Source organism: Novosphingobium sp. NDB2Meth1 (assembly GCF_900117425.1).
Classification (GTDB): Bacteria; Pseudomonadota; Alphaproteobacteria; order Sphingomonadales; family Sphingomonadaceae; genus Novosphingobium.
Window position 1 is genome coordinate 380,010 of sequence record NZ_FPEH01000011.1, and the last position, 19,436, is coordinate 399,445.

The 19,436-nt window shown below is 65.9% G+C and carries 18 protein-coding genes; 10 read left to right on the forward strand and 8 right to left on the reverse strand.

The window, feature by feature from the left end:
- Window positions 1-110 precede the first annotated feature (110 nt).
- The 8 genes from NDB2M1_RS02085 to NDB2M1_RS02120 all read left to right on the forward strand — a co-directional run bounded on the left by NDB2M1_RS02085 (window position 111) and on the right by NDB2M1_RS02120 (window position 9,497).
- Entirely contained in the window at window positions 111-1,679 is a 1,569-nt protein-coding gene (locus NDB2M1_RS02085; RefSeq protein ID WP_072379139.1) for a S1 family peptidase, read from the forward strand.
- A 190-nt stretch (window positions 1,680-1,869) separates the two neighbouring features.
- The gene (locus NDB2M1_RS02090; protein ID WP_054121976.1) at window positions 1,870-2,424 is read left to right on the forward strand and encodes a F0F1 ATP synthase subunit delta; all 555 of its coding nucleotides are present in this window, start codon (window positions 1,870-1,872) and stop codon (window positions 2,422-2,424) included.
- A 41-nt stretch (window positions 2,425-2,465) separates the two neighbouring features.
- A complete protein-coding gene (gene atpA, locus NDB2M1_RS02095; RefSeq protein WP_072379141.1) occupies window positions 2,466-3,995 on the forward strand; it encodes a F0F1 ATP synthase subunit alpha in 1,530 nt (509 codons plus the stop codon).
- Window positions 3,996-4,116: 121 nt separating this feature from the next.
- Window positions 4,117-4,989: a F0F1 ATP synthase subunit gamma gene (locus tag NDB2M1_RS02100; RefSeq protein WP_072379142.1), complete on the forward strand. Its 873-nt coding sequence runs from the start codon at window positions 4,117-4,119 to the stop codon at window positions 4,987-4,989.
- A gap of 24 nt (window positions 4,990-5,013) precedes the next feature.
- Entirely contained in the window at window positions 5,014-6,471 is a 1,458-nt protein-coding gene (gene atpD / locus NDB2M1_RS02105; protein ID WP_072379144.1) for a F0F1 ATP synthase subunit beta, read from the forward strand.
- Window positions 6,472-6,521: 50 nt separating this feature from the next.
- On the forward strand, window positions 6,522-6,779 hold the full coding sequence (locus NDB2M1_RS02110) for an ATP synthase F1 subunit epsilon (protein WP_054121972.1): 258 nt from the start codon (window positions 6,522-6,524) through the stop codon (window positions 6,777-6,779).
- Window positions 6,780-7,055: 276 nt separating this feature from the next.
- A complete protein-coding gene (locus tag NDB2M1_RS02115; RefSeq protein ID WP_072379146.1) occupies window positions 7,056-8,447 on the forward strand; it encodes a syringate O-demethylase in 1,392 nt (463 codons plus the stop codon).
- Window positions 8,448-8,657: 210 nt separating this feature from the next.
- Window positions 8,658-9,497, forward strand: coding sequence for a beta-etherase (locus tag NDB2M1_RS02120; protein WP_072379148.1), 840 nt, complete (start codon window positions 8,658-8,660; stop codon window positions 9,495-9,497).
- 142 nt (window positions 9,498-9,639) lie between these two features.
- Here the strand turns inward: NDB2M1_RS02120 and NDB2M1_RS02125 are convergent, their stop codons facing one another.
- The 7 genes from NDB2M1_RS02125 to NDB2M1_RS02155 all read right to left on the reverse strand — a co-directional run bounded on the left by NDB2M1_RS02125 (window position 9,640) and on the right by NDB2M1_RS02155 (window position 14,812).
- A complete protein-coding gene (locus NDB2M1_RS02125) occupies window positions 9,640-10,380 on the reverse strand; it encodes an IclR family transcriptional regulator (RefSeq protein WP_072379150.1) in 741 nt (246 codons plus the stop codon).
- Entirely contained in the window at window positions 10,380-10,775 is a 396-nt protein-coding gene (locus NDB2M1_RS02130) for a nuclear transport factor 2 family protein (RefSeq protein WP_072379152.1), read from the reverse strand. The genes NDB2M1_RS02125 and NDB2M1_RS02130 overlap by 1 nt, the downstream gene beginning before the upstream one ends.
- Entirely contained in the window at window positions 10,772-11,905 is a 1,134-nt protein-coding gene (locus NDB2M1_RS02135) for a cobalamin-independent methionine synthase II family protein (RefSeq protein ID WP_072379154.1), read from the reverse strand. The genes NDB2M1_RS02130 and NDB2M1_RS02135 overlap by 4 nt, the downstream gene beginning before the upstream one ends.
- Window positions 11,906-11,982: 77 nt before the next feature.
- Window positions 11,983-12,531 (reverse strand): hypothetical protein, encoded by a 549-nt coding sequence (locus NDB2M1_RS02140; protein ID WP_054121818.1) that lies wholly within the window; start codon window positions 12,529-12,531, stop codon window positions 11,983-11,985.
- Between the two features lie 4 nt (window positions 12,532-12,535).
- Window positions 12,536-13,186, reverse strand: coding sequence for a hypothetical protein (locus NDB2M1_RS02145; RefSeq protein WP_072379156.1), 651 nt, complete (start codon window positions 13,184-13,186; stop codon window positions 12,536-12,538).
- 186 nt (window positions 13,187-13,372) lie between these two features.
- A complete protein-coding gene (locus NDB2M1_RS02150; protein ID WP_072379158.1) occupies window positions 13,373-13,876 on the reverse strand; it encodes an MGMT family protein in 504 nt (167 codons plus the stop codon).
- 93 nt (window positions 13,877-13,969) lie between these two features.
- Window positions 13,970-14,812 carry a helix-turn-helix domain-containing protein gene (locus NDB2M1_RS02155; RefSeq protein WP_072379160.1) on the reverse strand — a complete coding sequence of 281 codons (843 nt, stop codon included), beginning with the start codon at window positions 14,810-14,812 and terminating at the stop codon, window positions 13,970-13,972.
- 111 nt (window positions 14,813-14,923) lie between these two features.
- On the opposite strand from NDB2M1_RS02155, the gene pobA reads away from it, so the two are divergent.
- Entirely contained in the window at window positions 14,924-16,093 is a 1,170-nt protein-coding gene (pobA, locus tag NDB2M1_RS02160; RefSeq protein ID WP_072380029.1) for a 4-hydroxybenzoate 3-monooxygenase, read from the forward strand.
- A gap of 110 nt (window positions 16,094-16,203) precedes the next feature.
- Window positions 16,204-16,875, forward strand: a complete 672-nt coding sequence (locus NDB2M1_RS02165) for a response regulator transcription factor (RefSeq protein WP_072380031.1) — start codon at window positions 16,204-16,206, stop codon at window positions 16,873-16,875.
- Window positions 16,876-17,005: 130 nt separating this feature from the next.
- On the opposite strand, the gene NDB2M1_RS02170 is transcribed toward NDB2M1_RS02165, so the two are convergent.
- Complete coding sequence (locus NDB2M1_RS02170; protein ID WP_072379162.1) at window positions 17,006-19,381, reverse strand: TonB-dependent receptor; 2,376 nt, start codon at window positions 19,379-19,381, stop codon at window positions 17,006-17,008.
- Window positions 19,382-19,436: the final 55 nt, after the last annotated feature.

The following is a 19,436-nucleotide window of genomic DNA, read 5'->3' on the forward strand; positions in this document are numbered from 1 at the left end:
TGCTTCATGCCTCTGCTCCTGCTGCGGTGTATGGCGGCGATAGCGGCAGTGGCGTGACTACGCTTCCCGCCGCTTGCGGTCCAATCGATTCCCGGCAAGAACCGGCGTCGATGCCTACTCTCCGCCGCCTGCTCGCCCTTCTTGCCGCATTCCTGATCGCCGCGCTGCCCGCTGCGGTCACGGCTGACCCGGCCGATATCGCCGCCGCCAGCCGGGGCGTCGTGCGGGTCGTGCTGATCCGCTACGATGGCGGCGCGGCGCAGCTCGTCAGCCACGGCACCGGCTTTGCCATCGCGCCCGATCTCGTGGTGACCAACGCGCATGTCGTGGAAGACTTGCGCGACAGCGACGGGATCGTGGCGGGAGTCGTGCCGTCCGAAGGGCGCGGCGGTTTTGCCGCGACGATTGCCGCCTATTCGCCGCAGCGCGATCTCGCCCTGCTCAAGCTCAAACCCGGCACGTCGCTTGCCGCGCTGACGCTCTATTCCGGCGCGCCGGCAGACAGCCAGGAAGTCTATGCGGCAGGCTATCCCGGCAATGTCGACATGGCCGAGGGGCTTTCGATGGCCGACCTCGTCAGCCCGCAAGCGGCGGTGAAATCGCGCGGCTACATCTCGGCGGGACGCTCCAGCCGCGAATACGACACGATCCTGCACACCGCGCCGATCGGGGCGGGCAATTCGGGCGGGCCGCTGCTCGACGCCTGCGGGCGGGTGCTCGGGGTCAACAGCTTCGGCACCGTGAGCGAGAACACCACCGATTCGGCATTCTACTTCGCGATCTCGATGCGCGAGCTTGCGGCCTTTCTGCAGGGCGCGGGCGTAACCCCGCATGTCAGCGGCACGCCCTGCACGTCGCTCGCCGATCTCGACCGGGCGGACGCGGCGCGCGGGGCGGAAGATCAGGCGCGGCTGGCAGCGGAGGCGGACGCGCGCAAGGCGGCGCAGGCGGAGTTTGCCGCGAAGGCGCAGCACGATGCCGAACTGCAGATCCTGTCCGAGCGGGACAACGGCCTTGCCATTGCTGCCGTGCTGCTGCTGGCTTCGTTCGCGGCGGGGGCCGCGGCATTCGTGTTCTACCAGCGCGGCAAGCAGCGCCAGCTCAAGATCGCGGGCGGCGCGGCGGGGCTGCTCTTGGTGGCGGCGGTGGGCACATGGCTGCTGCGGCCGCCGCTGAGCCTGATCGACGAACGCGCGAAGGACATCATTGCCGAAGCCAAGGCGAAGAACGAGGCCGCTCCCGCGCCCGATGCCAGCAGCGCGGCGCCGGAAGCTCCGCAAAAGCTGGTCTGCGTGCTCGATCCGCAGCGCAGCCGGGTGACCGTCTCCGATGTGACCGATGTCCCGCTGACCTGGGCGCCGGGCGGCTGCGTCAACGGCAAGACCCAGTACGGCCTCGCCGGCGACGGCTGGAGCCGCGTGCTGGTGCCGCAGGGCGAAGCGACGGTATCGATCACGCGCTTCGATCCCGACCGCCGCGAGTATACCGTCGAGCGCTATCTGATGGGCCTCGATGCGATGACCGCGCTGCGCGAGGCGCGCACCAGGCTCAAGGCCCCGGCCTGCGGGGCAGACGATGCGGCGGCCCGCGCGCTGGGCGAAGCGCAAGGCAGCATCCGCGCGCTGCTCCCCCCGGAACCCAACGAGCGACTGCGCTACAACTGCCATCCAGCACCCTGATCGGAGCTTGAATCGGGGGATTTCACCCCCGCTGCCCCAATGCCCCATGGAATCGGCATCTGGCATCTTGTCAGGCCGGGACTTGGTTGCTAGGCGCGCCCCCATTGCGGGCCGCTGTGTTTTGTGCACGGCACCATGGCCCATGCAAACACCATTTGCGATCCATCCTGGATGAAGGGGACCAAGGCGCGTGGAGATTTCCGGCGGGATTACGGCCAGCTTGGCGGGACGGTACGCGGCCGCGCTCTATGATCTGGCGGGCGAACAGGGGGTTGTGACGGCGGTCGAGACCGACCTCGATACCCTTGGTGCCGCAGTGCGCGAATCGGCCGATCTGGCTGCGCTGCTCAAGAACCCCGAAGTTTCGCGCGATGTCGCCGCGAAGACGATCGATGCGGTTGCCGATTATCTCAAGGTCTCGGGCCTCACTCGCAACTTCCTCGGCGTGCTGGCGGCCAACCGCCGCCTCGCCTCGCTGCCCGACGTCGTGCGCGCCTTCACCGCTATCGCAGCTGCCGCCCGCGGCGAAGTGACCGCTGAAGTGACCACCGCGCACCCGCTCGATGAAGCGCAGCTCGCGCAGCTGGCCGAAAAGCTCAAGGCCCGCGAGGGCCGCTCCGTCACGGTCAAGGCCCATGTCGATCCGGCTATTCTGGGCGGCCTCGTCGTCCAGATCGGCAGCCGCATGATCGACGGCTCGATCCGTACTCGTCTCAATTCGCTTGCCCAGGCCATGAAGGGCTAAGGACTCAGGGCTAAGCCAACAGGCTTCATGAAAGGCTGAAAATGGAAATCCGCGCCGCTGAAATCTCGAAGGTCATCAAGGACCAGATCGCCAGCTTCGGCACCGAGGCCCAGGTCTCGGAAGTCGGCTCCGTGCTGTCGGTCGGTGACGGTATCGCCCGCATCTACGGCCTCGACCAGGTCCAGGCCGGCGAGATGGTCGAGTTTGCGAACGGGGTGAAGGGCATGGCCCTCAACCTCGAAGCCGACAACGTCGGCGTCGTGATCTTCGGCTCGGACGCCGAGATCAAGGAAGGTGACCAGGTCAAGCGCACCGGTACCATCGTGGACGTCCCCGTCGGCAAGGGCCTGCTCGGCCGCGTGGTCGACGCACTGGGCAACCCGATCGACGGCAAGGGCCCGATCGTGGACGCCGTCCGCACCCGCGTCGAAGTCAAGGCGCCCGGCATCATCCCGCGCAAGTCGGTGCACGAGCCCGTGCAGACCGGCCTCAAGGCGATCGACGCGCTCGTTCCCGTCGGCCGCGGCCAGCGCGAACTGATCATCGGCGACCGCCAGACCGGCAAGACCGCCGTCGCGATCGACACCTTCATCAACCAGAAGGCCGTCAACGCAGGCGATGACGAGAGCAAGAAGCTCTACTGCATCTACGTCGCCGTCGGCCAGAAGCGCTCGACTGTCGCGCAGATCGTCCGCCAGCTCGAAGAGAACGGCGCGATGGAATACTCCATCGTCATCGCCGCGACCGCTTCGGAGCCCGCGCCGCTGCAGTACCTCGCGCCCTACACCGGTGCGACGATGGGCGAATTCTTCCGCGACAACGGCATGCACGCCGTGATCGTGTACGACGACCTTTCGAAGCAGGCCGTGGCCTACCGCCAGATGTCGCTGCTGCTCCGCCGTCCGCCGGGCCGCGAAGCCTACCCGGGCGACGTGTTCTATCTCCACAGCCGCCTGCTCGAGCGCGCGGCGAAGATGAACGACGAGAACGGCAACGGCTCGCTGACCGCGCTGCCGATCATCGAGACGCAGGCGGGCGACGTTTCGGCGTACATCCCGACCAACGTGATCTCGATCACCGACGGCCAGATCTTCCTTGAAACCGGCCTGTTCTACCAGGGCATCCGTCCGGCCATCAACGTCGGCCTCTCGGTGAGCCGCGTGGGCTCGTCGGCGCAGACCAAGGCGATGAAGAAGGTCGCCGGCTCGATCAAGCTGGAGCTTGCGCAGTACCGCGAAATGGCGGCCTTCGCGCAGTTCGGTTCCGACCTCGACGCCTCGACCCAGAAGCTGCTGAACCGCGGTGCGCGCCTGACCGAGCTGCTCAAGCAGCCGCAGTTCTCGCCGCTGGGCTTCGAAGAGCAGACCTGCGTGATCTTCGCGGGCACCAACGGCTACCTCGACGGTATTCCGGTGAACCGCGTGGGCGAATACGAGGCCGAGCTGCTGAGCTATCTGCACTCCAGCCATGCCGACCTGCTGAAGCTGATCCGCGACACCAAGGATCTGGGCGACGAGGCCAAGGGCAAGCTGAAGGCCGCGCTCGACGCGTTCGGCAAGCAGTTCGCGTAAGGAAAGAAAATAGGGACAGTCCCTATTTATCGAATACGCTGTTTTGGAAGTTTGCTCAGGGTCGGATGGCGATAAATAGGGACTGTCCCTATTTTCTTCCGGCCCCCGCAAGGGACATTCGATGGCTTCGCTGAAGGAACTCAAGGGCCGGATCAACTCGGTCAAGTCGACCCAGAAGATCACCAAGGCCAAGCAGATGGTCGCGGCGGCCAAGCTGCGCAAGGCGCAGACGGCGGCGGAAGCGGCGCGTCCCTATGCCAGCCGCCTTGCCGAAGTGATGGCCAGCCTTGCCAGCAAGGTTGCGGGCCAGGACAGCGCGCCGCTGCTGATGCGCGGCACGGGCTCTGACCAGCGCCACCTCCTTGTCGTCGTCAACACCGACAAGGGCCTGTGCGGCGGTCTCAACTCGAACATCGTCAAGGAAGCCAAGCTTCAGGCGCGCGCGCTTGAAGCGGCCGGCAAGACGGTGAGCTTCTACCTCGTCGGCAAGAAGGGCCGTGCCCCGATCCGGCGTGACTTTCCGGCTGCCGCAGCCGCCGGATATGACACCAGCCTCGTGCGCACGCCCGGCTTCGACGAAGCCAGCGCCATCGCGCACGAGCTCATCGCCATGTTCGAGGGCGGCAAGTTCGACGTCGCCCATCTGGTCTCGCCCGTGTTCAAGAACGCGCTGACGCAGGAACCCGTGACGCAGCAGCTGATCCCCGTTCCCGCGCCAGTCGTGACGGCGGGCGGCGATGCGGTCGTCGAGTACGAACCCGGCGAGGAGGAAATCCTCGAAGCGCTGCTGCCGCGCTATGTCACCACGCAGATCTTTGGAGCGCTGCTCGAGCGCGAAGCTTCCGAACAGGGCGCTTCGATGACCGCGATGGACAACGCCACGCGCAACGCGGGCGAGCTGATCCAGAAGCTGACCATCCAGTACAACCGCAGCCGTCAGGCCGCGATCACGACCGAACTCATCGAAATCATCGCTGGCGCCGAAGCGCTGTAAGACTTTCAAGGTAAGGAAACCAACATGGCCACCGCAGCCGTCCTCAACCAGACCACCACTGGCAAGATCAGCCAGGTCATCGGCGCCGTCGTCGACGTGACCTTCCCCGGCGAGCTGCCGGCGATTCTCACTGCGCTGGAAACCGACAACAACGGCAACCGCCTTGTTCTCGAAGTGGCGCAGCACCTCGGCGAGAACACCGTGCGCACGATCGCGATGGACTCGACCGACGGCCTGACCCGCGGCCAGCCGGTGACCAACACCGGCGCGCAGATCTCGGTGCCGGTCGGCCCGATGACGCTGGGGCGCATCCTCAACGTGATCGGTGAGCCGATCGACGAGCGCGGCCCGGTCAATGCCGAGAAGTCGGCGCCGATCCATGCCAAGGCCCCCGAGTTCATCGACCAGTCGACCGAAGCGGCCATTCTCGTCACCGGCATCAAGGTGATCGATCTGCTCGCGCCCTATGCGCGCGGCGGCAAGATCGGCCTGTTCGGCGGCGCGGGCGTCGGCAAGACCGTGCTCATCCAGGAACTGATCAACAACATCGCCAAGGGCCACGGCGGCGTTTCGGTTTTCGCGGGCGTCGGTGAACGCACCCGCGAGGGCAACGACCTCTACCACGAGTTCCTCGACGCCGGCGTTATCGCCAAGGACGCCGACGGCAACCCGACCCCGGAAGGGTCGAAGGTGGCGCTCGTGTTCGGCCAGATGAACGAGCCGCCGGGCGCCCGCGCGCGCGTCGCGCTTTCGGGCCTGACCATGGCCGAATACTTCCGTGACGAGGAAGGCCAGGACGTGCTGTTCTTCGTCGACAACATCTTCCGCTTCACGCAGGCGGGTTCGGAAGTGTCGGCGCTGCTCGGCCGTATTCCTTCGGCGGTGGGCTACCAGCCGACCCTCGCGACCGACATGGGCGCGCTGCAGGAGCGCATCACCTCGACCACCAAGGGTTCGATCACCTCGGTCCAGGCGATCTACGTGCCCGCGGACGACCTTACCGACCCGGCACCGGCGACCTCGTTCGCGCACCTTGACGCGACGACCACGCTGAACCGCGCGATCTCCGAACTCGGCATCTATCCGGCGGTGGACCCGCTCGACTCGACCAGCCGCGTGCTCACCCCGGCCGTCGTCGGCCAGGAGCACTACGAAACCGCCCGCCGCGTCCAGGAAACCCTGCAGAAGTACAAGTCGCTGCAGGACATCATCGCCATTCTCGGCATGGACGAGCTTTCGGAAGAGGATAAGCTGATCGTCGCGCGCGCCCGCAAGATCCAGCGCTTCCTCTCGCAGCCCTTCCACGTCGCCGAAGTGTTCACCGGCATCTCGGGCAAGTTCGTGCAGGTCGAAGACACCGTCCGCTCGTTCAAGGCGGTTGTCGACGGCGAGTACGACCACCTGCCGGAAGCCGCGTTCTACATGGTCGGCGGCATCGACGATGCGATCGCCAAGGCCAAGAAGCTGGCTGAAGAAGCCTGATTTTGCTTTGCCCTCTCCCGCCTGGCGGGAGGGGGCCTTAGGAACCCGACATGTCGCTCCACTTCGAACTCGTCACCCCGGCCCGCCTCGTCCGTTCGGAAGAGGTCTTCATGGTCGAAGTCCCCGGCTCCGAAGGTAACTTCGGCGTGCTGGAAGGCCACGCGCCGTTCATGTCGACGATCCAGGACGGCGCCCTTCGGGTCTACCGCACCAATGGTGCCGCGCCTGAGGACATCCGCATCACCGGCGGGTTTGCCGAAGTGAGCGAGAAGGGTCTCACGGTCCTCGCCGAGCACGTCGAGGGCTGATTTCCAGCCAGAGCCTAGCCAAGGGGCCGGTCCGTTTGGGCCGGCCTTTTGCGTTTGGGGGATCGCACAACCTGCCCCTCCCCCGGTCGGGGGAGGCTGGGTGGGGGTGCGCCGCGCTCACCGGAGAGGCGCGTCACCCCTCCCCAACCCCTCCCCGAGCGGGGAGGGGCTTTCGGGCATGCGAACTTTTTTCGCTATTTCACATAACTGAACTTTTCAGCCCGATGAAATTGAGGCATGGCATACCGGTAACCGCATAACCGGGAGAGCCCCGCCATGACCCAGTCCCTTGAATCCGTGATCGGCGCGCAATCTGATCTCGTCCATTTCCTGCGCAACCAGCAGGTCGGCCCCAACGTCTATCCCGGGGTGCCGGCGGAATACTCCAACTGGCGCGCGGAGCAGTGGGCCTGGGGGCATACGGCTGTGCTCTACAACCAGTCGTACCACATGGTCGATCTGGCGGTTAAGGGCCCGGATGCCTTCGCGATGCTCGAGTACCTCGGCGTCAACTCGTTCAGGAACTTCATTCCCGATCGCGCCAAGCAGTTCGTGCCGGTGACGCCCTACGGCTACGTCATCGGCGACGTGATCCTGTTCTATCTCGACGAGAACCACTTCAACCTCGTCGGCCGCGCGCCCGCAATCGAGTGGGTGGAATACCACGCCGCGACCGGCAACTGGAACGTGACCGTCGAGCGCGACGAACGCTGGGCGATGCGCACCGACGGCAAGCGCAATTCCTACCGCTTCCAGGTGCAGGGCCCCAACGCGATGAAGATCATCGAGAAGGCCATCGGGGCGACTCCGCCCGATCTGAAGTTCTTCCACATGTGCCGCCTGCAGATTGCGGGCAAGGAAGTGCGCGCGCTGCGGCACGGCATGGCGGGGCAGCCCGGCTTCGAGCTGATGGGGCCGTGGGAAGACTACGGCGCGGTGCATGCGGCGCTGGTCGAGGCCGGCAAGGACTTCGGCATGGCGCTGGTCGGCGGCCGGGCATACTCGTCCAACACGCTGGAATCGGGCTGGATCCCTTCCCCCTTCCCCGCGATCTACACCGGCGAGGAACTGAAGCCCTATCGCGAATGGCTGTCGGCAAATTCCTATGAAGCGAAGTGCTCGGTCGGCGGCAGCTGGGTGCCCGAGACGGTCGAGGGCTACTACACCACGCCGTGGGATCTGGGCTACGGCCCCTTCGTCAAGTTCGACCACGAGTTCATCGGCCGCGCGGCGCTCGAAAAGATGGCGGCGGCAGGGAACCACCGCACCAAGGTGACGCTGGCGCTCGACAACGAGGACGTGATGCGCGTGCAGTCCTCCGCGCTCAGCCAAGGCGAGCGGGCGAAGTTCATGGAATACCCGAGCTCGGTCTATGCGATGCACCCGTTCGATACTGTGCTGAGCGGCGGCAAGCAGGTCGGCCTCTCGACGTGGATCGGCTACACCGCCAACGAGGGCAAGTTCCTGACGCTCGCCATGATGGAGCCGGGCTTCACCGCGCCGGGCACCGAAGTTTCGCTGCTGTGGGGTGAGCCGAACGGCGGCACCAGCAAGCCGACCGTCGAGCCGCATGTGCAGACCGAGATCAAGGCCGTCGTGGCGCCGGTGCCCTATGTGGCGGCAGCGCGCGACAACTACGCCGAAGGGTGGCGCACGCAGAAGGCTTGAGTTCTTGGGTTTCACGCAGAGACGCGGAGAAGAAGGGGAGACGCGGAGAAAGGACGTTGCCTGCGGCGCAGCCGCCCTCATCTCTTCTTCTCTGCGTCTCGCTTCTCCTCTGCGTCTCTGCGTGAACCATCTTTCTTCGACCGCAAAATTAGTTTGTATCACTAACAATATGTGGCACACTGGCCTCAACGAAAAAGCGAGAGGATTGCCATGGCCGCCAACAACACGATCACCTTCTACGACCTCGCGCTGAGCACGGGGGCGACGATCAGTCCGTTCGTGTGGGCGACCAAATATGCCTTGAAGCACAAGGGGTTCGATCTGGACGTCGTGCCTGGCGGGTTCACCGGGATTCTCGAGCGTACCGGTGGCAAGACCGAACGGCTGCCGGCGATCGTCGACGATGGCGAATGGGTGCTCGATAGCTGGGGCATCGTCGAATACCTCGACGCCAAGTATCCGGACCGCCCTGCCCTGATCCCGCATCCTTCCGTGGCGGCGACGCTGAAGGCGCTCGATCACTGGTTCTGGGGCGCGGCGGTCGGCCCGTGGATGCGCTGCTTCTGCGCTGACTACCGCGATCTTTCGGTGCCGCAGGACCACGAATACATCACCCACAGCCGCGAGAAGATGCTGGGCAAGAAGCTGGAGGACATGCAGGCCGGGCGCGAGCAGCGGCTGCCGGGCATTTCCGCCGCACTGGAGCCGCTGCGCGCGACGCTGGGGCAGCACGAATGGCTGGGCGGCGATGCGCCCAACTATGCCGATTACCGCATCATGGGCGGCATTCTGTTCACATCGTCGGTGTGCAAGGTGCCGGTGCTCGCCAATGACGATCCGCTGCGCGGCTGGATCGAGCGCTGCCTCGATCTTTACGGGGGACTTGGCCGGCATCCGGGGCTGTTCCCGCTGTTCGGGCTGGAGGAGCCGGAAGGCGGCCCCGCACTGTTCAACCGCGCGGCGGGCCAGGGCGGGATCTACAAGCGCAATACCGGGCCTGCCTCGACGCAGGCGGAGACGCAGCGGATCACCGAGGGGATGAAGAAGTAAGGAACCCCTCCGTCAGCCCTGCGGGCTGCCACCTCCCCATTTATGCTTCGCAAAAATGGAGAGGGAAGAAGGTCCTCCCCATTTTTCCCGCAGGGACAAATGGGGAGGTGGCCCGCGAAGCGGGTCGGAGGGGTAATTCCTCTCAGCCCAGCGCAGCAGCCGCGCGCAGCAGCGCCTGGCGCACACGGACCTCCAGCGCCGCATCGAACCGCACCGCCGGGATGGCGACGCTGAAGGCGCCGACAAACTGGCCGTCGATCCGCGCAGGCACCGCCGTGCCGATAATGCCAACGGTCGCTTCCTCGCGCGCCACGGCCATGCCATCGGCGGAGATGCGGGCGATATCGTCGGTAAGGTCTGCCTCACTGGTGCGGGTGGCCGGGGTGAACACCGCGCGGGTGGTCTCGGCGAAGTAGCGCGCCAGCTCGCTCGGCGTCAGCGCGGCAAGGATCACCTTTCCCGCCGCCAGCGCATGGAGTGGTCGCCGTGTGCCGGGATCGACCGCGTAGCGCAGCGCCTGATCGCTGGCCTCGGTAACCAGCGCCTCAACCTCCCACCCGCGCTGGACCATGAACGAGGCGGTTTCGTTGAGCTCGCCCTTCAAGGCGCGCACCAGCGGCGCGACGCGGTCCGCCAGTGGGAGGGCTTCCGGAGACGCACGCAGGCGTTCGAGGCCGGGACCCGGCAGATAGCGCCGCCCCTCGCGCACCAGATAGCCGCGATCCGCCAGCGTGGTGAGAAGGTACGACAGGCTGCTCACCGGAATCCCGAGCGCACCGGCGATTTCCTGCGCCACGACGCCTTGCCGGTGCGCAACGACGAACTCGATCACATCGAGCGTGCGCAGCGCGGATTTGACGGGCGGGACAGCAGGTGCATTCATCAGGGTGCAAACGTAAGCGAACCGCGCCGCTCGGCAAAGCGCCAGCCCTCGGCTGTCCGCACGAACCTGTCGTGGAACGAGCCGACCAGCGGCGCGGCGCCGCCGGTGAACAGCAGCATGGCGCTGACGCCGGAGGCCGTATCCGCGCTTTCGACGGTGATGACCACGTTGCTGCAGACATGCCGCGTGGTGCGCGCCGGGCGGCCCTTGAACGCGGCGAGGATCGCCTCGCGCCCGTGGATCGGCGCATCGGGCGCAGTGGGGCGGAACATGACCCCATCTTCGGCATAGAGCGCCGCCACTTCGTCCCAGCGTGCCTCGTCATTGAGGTTGGCGTAGAGCGCGATAAGGCGGGCGCAGTCGTGCTCGGCGGCTCGGCGGTCCTCGTCCGTCATACGCGCGCCGCCGCGATATCAGCGCCCTCGCGCAGGTTGCGCAGCTTGCGCCAGGTGACGATGGGATCGATCTTGCCGTAGCCCGCAAACGTGCCGAAGCCGCAATCGGTGCTGCCCACCACGCGGTCCGGCCCGACAATGGCGGCGAAGCGTTCGATGCGCTGGGCGATGAGTTCGGGATGCTCGATGTAGTTCGAGCAGGTGTCGATCACGCCGGGGGCAAGGACCTTGTCGGACGGTAGTCTGGCATCCTTCCACACCTTCCATTCATGCTCGTGGCGCGGGTTGGCGGCTTCGAACAGCACGGTCGAGGGCCGCGCCTTCAGGACAATGTCGATCACGCGCTCGAGCGGGATGTCATGGTCGTGCGGGCCCTCGTAATTGCCCCAGCACACGTGCATGCGCATCTTTTCGGGCGGGATGTTGGCCGTGGCGGCGTTGAGCGCCTCGACATTCGCGGCGGCAACCTTGAGGAACTCATCCTCTGAAAGGTCCTGATAGCCGGTGTGACGGCTCATCGCGAGATCGGGGCAGTCGAGTTGCAGGTAGAAACCCGCATTCACGATGGTCTCGTATTCCTCGCGCATCGCATCGGCGAGATCGGCGAGGTAGGCCTCGTGGCTCGGATAGTGGCGGTTGACCTGGAAGGCCGTGATGAGGCCCGGCGATGCGGCGTTCATGAAGGCTTCGGTGTCCGGCCCGGCATGCTTGTCCAAGGCCGCGCGGAAGCGGCGGATATCGTCATGCAGCGGCTGCAGCGAGACGAGCCGCACATCGCCAATGCACGAGGCGCGGACGAATTCCTGGCTGCCCATGATCGCCGAGAGCTTCTTGGCCAGGTTCGGCACTTCGGCGAGGTCCGCCGCCGGCTTGCGGTCGATATGGCCGCCGAAGCCCGAAAGGCGCTCGATCATGTAGGTCGAGTAGCCAACCTTGCCGAGCTCGCCATCGGAGACCACCGAGACGCCAGCTTCGACCTGCGCCTTGACCGCGGCATCGACAGCAGCGGCGACGACCGTGTCGAAGGATTCCGCGTCATATACCTCGCCCTTGTCGCGCGCGAGAAGCAGCGGCGTGAGTTCGTCACCACGCGGCAGGCTACCGACATGTGTCGTCTTGATCTTGGCCATCACGCACCGCTCCAGTTCATATCCATGAACTTTTCATAATGACTGGGGCGCCGGTGGCAAGGGGGCGTTCGGCTGCCCTATTGCTTGGCAGCGGTGACAAATTCCGGATCGGACAGGACTTGCCGGACGAGCGCGGCATAGAGCGCATTGTATTGCTGGTAGGCCTCTTCGATGGCGATAGCGCCGATGAAATCGGAGTGCCACTTGGTCTCGACGTGGTAGTCCTTGGCGAAAACGGGTCGCCCGCCGCGCGAAAGGGTGATGCGCGCGCCCAGCGATCCGCCGCCTTTCTTGATGTCCTCGCTCGCCCGGCTTTCGGTCAGCACACCGCCAAGCTGCAGCGGCGATGCCGGATCCAGCTTGCCGGCTGCCTTGAGCTCGGTCTCGAACGTCGCTCCCAGAAACTCGGCGAAGTTGCGGCCCTTCGGCGGCTTCAGCACGCCGAGCCGGATGGCGATGCTGCGCCCCACCTCCTTCGAAGCGGCGGTGAACGGACCGAGCGCCATCGGCGGCACATCCTGGTTGCGCAGCACCCGCACCGTCTCAAGCGAGGGCGGCAGATCGGCCACCGGCATCGCGCAAGCCGTCAACGCGAACACCGCCAGCGCGGTCAGCCCCGCACGCATCCGATCAGCGCGGGAAGGCGGGATCGGCGACAATGTTGTTCACGCCGCGCGCAAGCGCCTGCCGGACCAGGACCTTCACCGCTTCATCGGCGGTCTTGTACTCGGTGCCGGGCACCTCGACGTCCTTCTTGCCGTACTTGGAGTAGAGTTCGTGTTTCACTTCAGTATGGATCGGCGCGGCGCCGGTGGCGGGCACATAATCGATGCTGACGAGATAGTGATCGACCGCCAGCACCCCGCCGAACAGGCCAAAGCCCAGCCCGGCGCCAAAGGCCTGCTTCTTGGCCTTGTCCAGTTCTTCCTTGATCACGAGGTTGTTGAACTTGATGCTGATGATCGCGCCGTTTGCGGTCGGTGCGTCGGTCACTTCGCTGAAGGCGCCGGTGCCTTTGAGGTCTTCCATCGCCCACGGAGTGACAACCTTGGTGGCCTTGGCATTGGGTTTGCCGTCGCGCTGAAACTCGAAGATCACCTGGACCGGCTGCGGCTTGGCCGGGGTGACCTTCTCCTCAGGCTTCACTTCACCCAGCGCGTTGGCCACGTAGAACTTCATCGCCTGCGCTGCCTGGGGCAGCGTGCTCAGCATGACGGCCAGCGCAACAAGCTGCAGCAGCTTGGTCCGATGTCTGCCGATGAACCGGTTCCAGTGTGCCATTATCCCCTCCCGTTTGGCTGTTGGCCGCCAAGGTAACAGCCACCGCTTACCGCTCAAGAGCAAATGTGAAGGCGACCGGCGCAAGTGCCGGCCGCTTCTCTGGTTCGAGAACGAGTACACCGTTAGCACGAGCGCGAGCTCCAGTCTGGCCCCGCGGGCTGCCGGGGCAGCAACCTCGGAAAGGCCCTAAGCGCCGCGCTCCTCCAGATAGTCGGCGGGTCGGCGCTCGGCATAGTCGAAGACGGCGAGCTGCTTGCGCAAGGGCGAGGTGCGGACACCATCGACAGCAAGGTGGGCCGCCTGCTGTTCGGCGCCGCCGGGGTACTTGGGATTGAGGAAGCCGCCCTTCTTCAGCACCCGCCACCACGGGGTGAGTTCGTCTTCCGGAACGCCCATCAGGCGGCGCTCCTCCGCCGCGCGGGCGGTCATGTTGAGGAAGATCGCGGTGGACACGGGGCAAGCGACCGCTACGGCGTGGCGGCGCGCAAGGGCGCCGCGCAGGTCATCGAGCGTGATCACTTCGCCTCGCCGCAACTGGCGGACAAGGCCGTCGACTTCGGCAGGGGACGATATGACCATCGCCCCGCCGCCCGCCTCGCGGAAACCCGGCGCACCGGGCGGGATCATGTGGACGATATGCGGAACGCGGCCGCTTTCCAGATGGTCGATGGCAGACTTGCGCTTGGCCATGGTGCCTCCTTTCAATGCGGGGGCCATTCTAGGATCGGAGCGCCGAGGCGAGAATAAGACGCGTTTGATCCCGTTTCGTTCGCCGGCATCGACTCATTGCCGATCGTCCCCCGGGCGCCGCCCCGTTATGCGCAAGTAGAAGCGTGAGAAGTACGATGGGTCGTCGAAGCCCAGTTCGGCGGCGACCTGCGTGGCGGTGGCATTGGTGTAGCGAAGCAGGCGCTGGGCTTCCAAGGCAAGGCGGCGGTGGATCAGGTCCATCGGGGAACAGCCCAGCCGCGCCGCCGTGAGCCGCGAGAGCGTGCGGCGCGTGAGCCCCAAAGCGTCCGCATAGAAATCGAGATCGCGGTGCTGGCGGTAGTGCAGCTCGACCAGCTGGCGGAAGCGGGCGAGGCGCTGGTCATCGCCCACCGCGGCGCCTGCCCCGCCCTCACCCCGGCCGATCGTGCGGATCAGGCTTTCAGCGAGCGCAAGGAACAGCGGATCCTGCTGCTGCCATTCCTGCTGCAGGCCCAGCATCTCGCGCGCGAGCCACAGCGCACGGGCAGCGGCTTCGGCTGAAAGCTGCGCGATACCGCCCTGCGCGAGCATCGTCAGCAGCGGGTCGCCCGCCCCGACCGCGCGTGTGGAAAAGTCGGTGGACAGCGTGAGGACAAATCCGCGCGTGCCCTGGCGGAAACGGAAGCCGTGAACGGCGGCGGCGGGGACGATAACCCGGCCCGGACTTTCCAGCTCCGTCGTCTCGCCGTCGAGGGTAACGCTGGCATGTCCCTCCTCTACCAGCAGCACTTGCACGAAATGGTCATGGCGGTGAGCCCCGATCTCCCAGTCATGCAGCGCACTTCGTTCGGCAATCGTCTCGATATGCGCAAAGCCGCCGGGGGCGATGCCATCACCTTCGCCATAGAGCGCGTAGCGGGGGATCACTGCTGCCATGTCCCGAAAGTACCATGTGTTTGTCCTGAGCCTGCCTTCCGTCCAATCGCCGGGCCTGTCAAATGACGAAACATGACCCGCGCGTGGCGCGCACCCATGGGAGAGACTTTCATGCACACGCAAGTTGCCATCATCGGCGCGGGCCCCGCAGGCCTGCTGCTCGGCCATCTGCTCAAGGCCGAAGGCATCGATTGCGTGGTGATCGAGCGGCAGACGCCCGACTATGTGCTCTCCCGCATCCGCGCCGGGGTGCTGGAGCAGGTCACCGTGGGGCTGATGGAACGGCTGGGGCTCGATGCGCGGCTCAAGGCCGAAGGGCTGATCGAGGAAGGCTTCAATCTGGCCGACGGCGAGCGGCTGATCCGCATCGACGTCGAGAAGTTCACCGGCAAGACCGTGTGGGTCTATGGCCAGACCGAGATCACCAAGGACTTGATGGACGCCGCCCCCGAACGCGGCCTCGAAGTGATCTACGGCGCCGAAGACGTGGCGCTGCACGATATCGAGAGCGACGCACCCTCGGTCACCTTCCGCCGCGATGGCCGCGAGGAGCGCCTCACCGCGCGCTTCATCGCCGGGTGCGACGGCTTCCACGGCCCTTCGCGCAAGGCCATCCCCGCATCGGTCGGCCGCGAGTACGAGCGCGTGTACCCCTTCGGCTGGCTGGGAATCCTCGCCGATGTGCCGCCGTGCCATGACGAGCTCATCTACGCCAACCACGAACGCGGCTTCGCGCTCGCTTCGATGCGCAGCAAGACGCGCAGCCGCTACTACATCGACGTGCCGCTGACCGAGAAAATCGAGGACTGGAGCGACGATCGGTTGTGGGACGAACTCGCGGTGCGGCTGGGGCCGGAGGCAGCCGCGAACATGACGCGCGGCCCCGCCATCGAGAAGTCGATCGCCCCCTTGCGCTCCTATGTGTTCGAACCGATGCGCCACGGCAGCCTGCTGCTCTGCGGCGATGCCGCGCATATCGTGCCGCCGACGGGGGCCAAGGGGCTCAACCTTGCCGCCAGCGACGTGCACTATTCGGCGGCAGCACTCTGCGGCTATTTCAAGCATGCCGACAACGATGCGGTGGCCGCCTATTCGGGCAAGGCTCTCGCCCGGGTGTGGAAGTGCGAGCGTTTCAGCTGGTCGCTCACCAAGCTGATGCACCGCTTCCCCGACGACGGCCCGTTCGAGCGCGCGATGCAAGTGGCCGAGCTCGACTATATTGCCTCGAGCGACGCGGCGCAGGCGAGCATTGCGGAGAATTATGTGGGGCTGCCGGTCTGATGATGCGCGGGTAAACCGCCACATCGTCACGGCGCCGTCATAGTCAGGCGACAAAGAGCCGTTCGTAACACCGGGTCCAGCGCGGAACCCGGATGGGGGAACCGGCTTCGATGCGGCAGATCGACATCCTTCTCACGGACCCGCTTCGCGGCGGACAGGACAGCTTCGTCCACGGCGACTTGCGCGTGGTGTTTCACGGCTGGAACTGGGCCGCGCCCTTGCCGCTGCTCGATGGCAGCCCCTGGGCCTTCGTCGACTGGCTGCTGCCCGAGCTTTCCGGGCTGGAGCTATGCCGCCGCCTGCGCTGCGATACGCAGACCGAGGCAGCGCATATCACCATGGTGCTCGAGGAAGACGACGCCGACGCCAAGCGCCGCGCGCTGCGCGCCGGGGCGGATGACTACATCATCGGCCCGATCGACCGCGCGGCGGTGCTCGACCGGGTGCTGTCGGTGCAGCTGCCCGAGCGCGAGGCCCCGGCCCGCTCGCTCAAGCTGGGCGATCTCTCGCTCGACCTCACGGCATTGCAGGCGCGCTGGCAGGGCAAGCCGATACCGCTGATGCCCAACGAACTGCGCCTGCTGCGCTACCTGATGGAGCAGCCCGGCCACGTATTCAGCCGCGGCCAGCTGATCGCGGCGCTGGGCAAAAAGGAACAGCCGATCGACGAGCGCACGGTCGACGCCTGGGTCAGCCGTCTGCGCCGCGCGCTGCGCGAGGCAGGCGCGGGCTATCCGCTGCGCACCGTGCGCTCGCTGGGGTATGTGCTGGACCGGCCTTGATGGTCCGCTGGCCCTGACAGGCGGCACCGGCCCGCTCCCCCGCCCGGCCACCCACGAGAGTACCCTGAATGGGTGGCCGGGCGGGGGAGCGGGCCGGTGCCGCCCCTGTTTCAGCTAGGCTGAAACAGCATCAAAGATCGTGGCCGAGCTTGATGCCGAACACCTGCGGCTTGATCGGATAGTAGCGGGCCGCGCCACCGCAGATCGACGGGGTGCAGACCGTGTTGATGCTGAGGATGCCGCGCTTGTCGAAGGCGTTCTCGATGAAGGCCGAGACGTCAAAGCCGGATACCTTCGCGCCCAGCGAGAAGTCGAACGTCTCGAAGCCCCTGGTCCGGCCAAGCAGATCGGCCTCACGCGTGGTGAGGTACGAGCGCGTGCCCGACTGGTGGTTGAGCGAAGCCTGCACGAAGGCCTTGGCCTTGCCCATGTCGAACTCGTAGCGCGCGGTCATGTTGCCCTTGAACCGCGGCTGGACCGGCAGCGGCGTGCCCCTGGGCGCAGCCACGACGCCGAGCGAGCAGTCCGGGTTGCCGTTGGTGTCGAACGAGCAGAAGTCGGTCGTCAACTTGCCGTCGATCAGCGCGCCCGAACCGGACAGGTTCAGCCCGCCGAGCCGCAGGTTGAAGTCCATTTCCGCGCCGTAGACCCGCGCATTGCCGGCGTTGTAGATATTGGTGACGCCGCTGGAGCCGACCGGGCTGAGACCGTACTGCAGGTTCTTCCACTTTTCGTAGAACAGCGCGCCGTTGAGCCGGAGCTTGCGGTCGAACCACGAGGTCTTGAAGCCCAGTTCGTAGTTGTCGAGCGTATCGGGAACGTAAGGGTTCACGTTCGGGCGGCGGTTGTTGCCGCCGGGGCGATAGCCCGTCGAATACGTCGCATAGACCAGCCGGTCCGGATCGATCTTCCACGTGAGGTTGACGCGGTGCGTCTCGCTGGTCTGCTTGGCCTGGCGGTCGAAGTTGTTGCAGACGCGGTCATCGGCGACCACGGGCACGCAGTTGGCCGCCGTGGTGTTCGACAGGAAGCCGGAGAAGCCGACGAAGGTGTTGTTGTACTTGAACACGCGGACACCGCCCGCAAGCGTGAGCTGGGGCGTGATATCGAACGAACCGTCGATGAAGGCCGCATAGTCACGGTCGACGCGGTAGGCGCGCGTCGCGAAGAGATCGTCACCCGACTTGGGCACCGCGGGCGAGTTCGGAATCGCAGCAAGGCCGTTGATGTAGTAGTCCGCGACGATCCGGTCGGTCTGACGCTGGAAGAACACGCCTGCCGTCAGCTTGTAGCGCTCGCCGGCGGGCGAGGAGATGCGCAGTTCGTGGCTCTGCTTGGTCAGTGCGTCGTGACCGTGGACCTGCTGCGTGGGATCGAGGAAGCCACCGTTTCCGGTCGGGAAGTAGGTGTAGAACCCGCCCTGGAACTGGTCGTAGGCGACCGAGTATTCCGAATAGTCGCTCAGGTTGTCGATCTTGCGGTCGAAGTAGCCGCCGGCATAGGTCAGGTCCCAGTTGCCGATCTTGCCGTTGATCGTCATGGTCGCGAGCACCCAGTCGTCGCGATTGCGCGAGGGGCCGAAATCGGTGACCTTGAGATCGCCGATGCGCGGATCAAACAGGAACGAACCGCGCGTGGTCTGGTGCTGATAGATGACCGCAGGCTGGATCGTCCAGCTGTCGTCGAGATCGACCTTGAGCGCAGCACGGCCGCCGACCGTGTCGGTGGTGTTGACGTTGTCCTTGACGAACCTCGCGTTGTTGACCGTCACGTTGGTGGTCGGGTCATCATCGCCCAGCGTGAAGGTGCGCGAGCCCGGCACGCTGTCGATATAGCCGCCATCGCGCTGATAGTAGCCGACGACGCGCAGTGCCGCGCGGTCGCTCAGCGGGATGTTGAAGAAGCCTTCGACGCTGCCGCCGCCGGTGCCCTTGCCGACCTTGTTGCCCGAAACGTCGACGCGGCCGTAGAAGCCCTTGGTATCGGGCTTGGCGGGAATGATGCGCAGCGTGCCGGCGAGCGAGCTCGAGCCGAACAGCGTGCCCTGCGGGCCCGAAAGCGCCTCGACCCGGGCGATGTCGTAGACGTGCAGGTCGACCGCGTTGCCGATGGTGGTGACGGGCACTTCATCGAGATAGAGCGCCGCGGTGGGCTGCGAACCGCCGCGCAGGCCATCGCCGCCGCTGGTGATGCCGCGGAAGGAAAGCTGCGTCTGGCCCGGGCCGAACGACTGGAAGCTGACGCTGGGCAGCGCCTTGGCGTAGTCATCGAAGCTGGCAACGTTGAGCTGCTCGAGCTTCTGGGTGCCGAAAGCCTGGATCGAGATCGGCACGTTCTGGAGGTTTTCGCTGCGCTTCTGCGCGGTCACGATGATTTCGGTGCCATCGGTGGCGGCGGGGGTCTCCGCTGCGGCCTGAGGGGCTTCCTGCGCGAGGGCCACCGGTGCTGCAAATGCTGCGGTCGCCATCAGAATGCTGCGCGAAACGCGCGAGTACGCCTTCTTCATATTATTTTCCCACCTCGTTGGTCCCCCGGGACGCGCGCGACCGTGGTCCGACTTG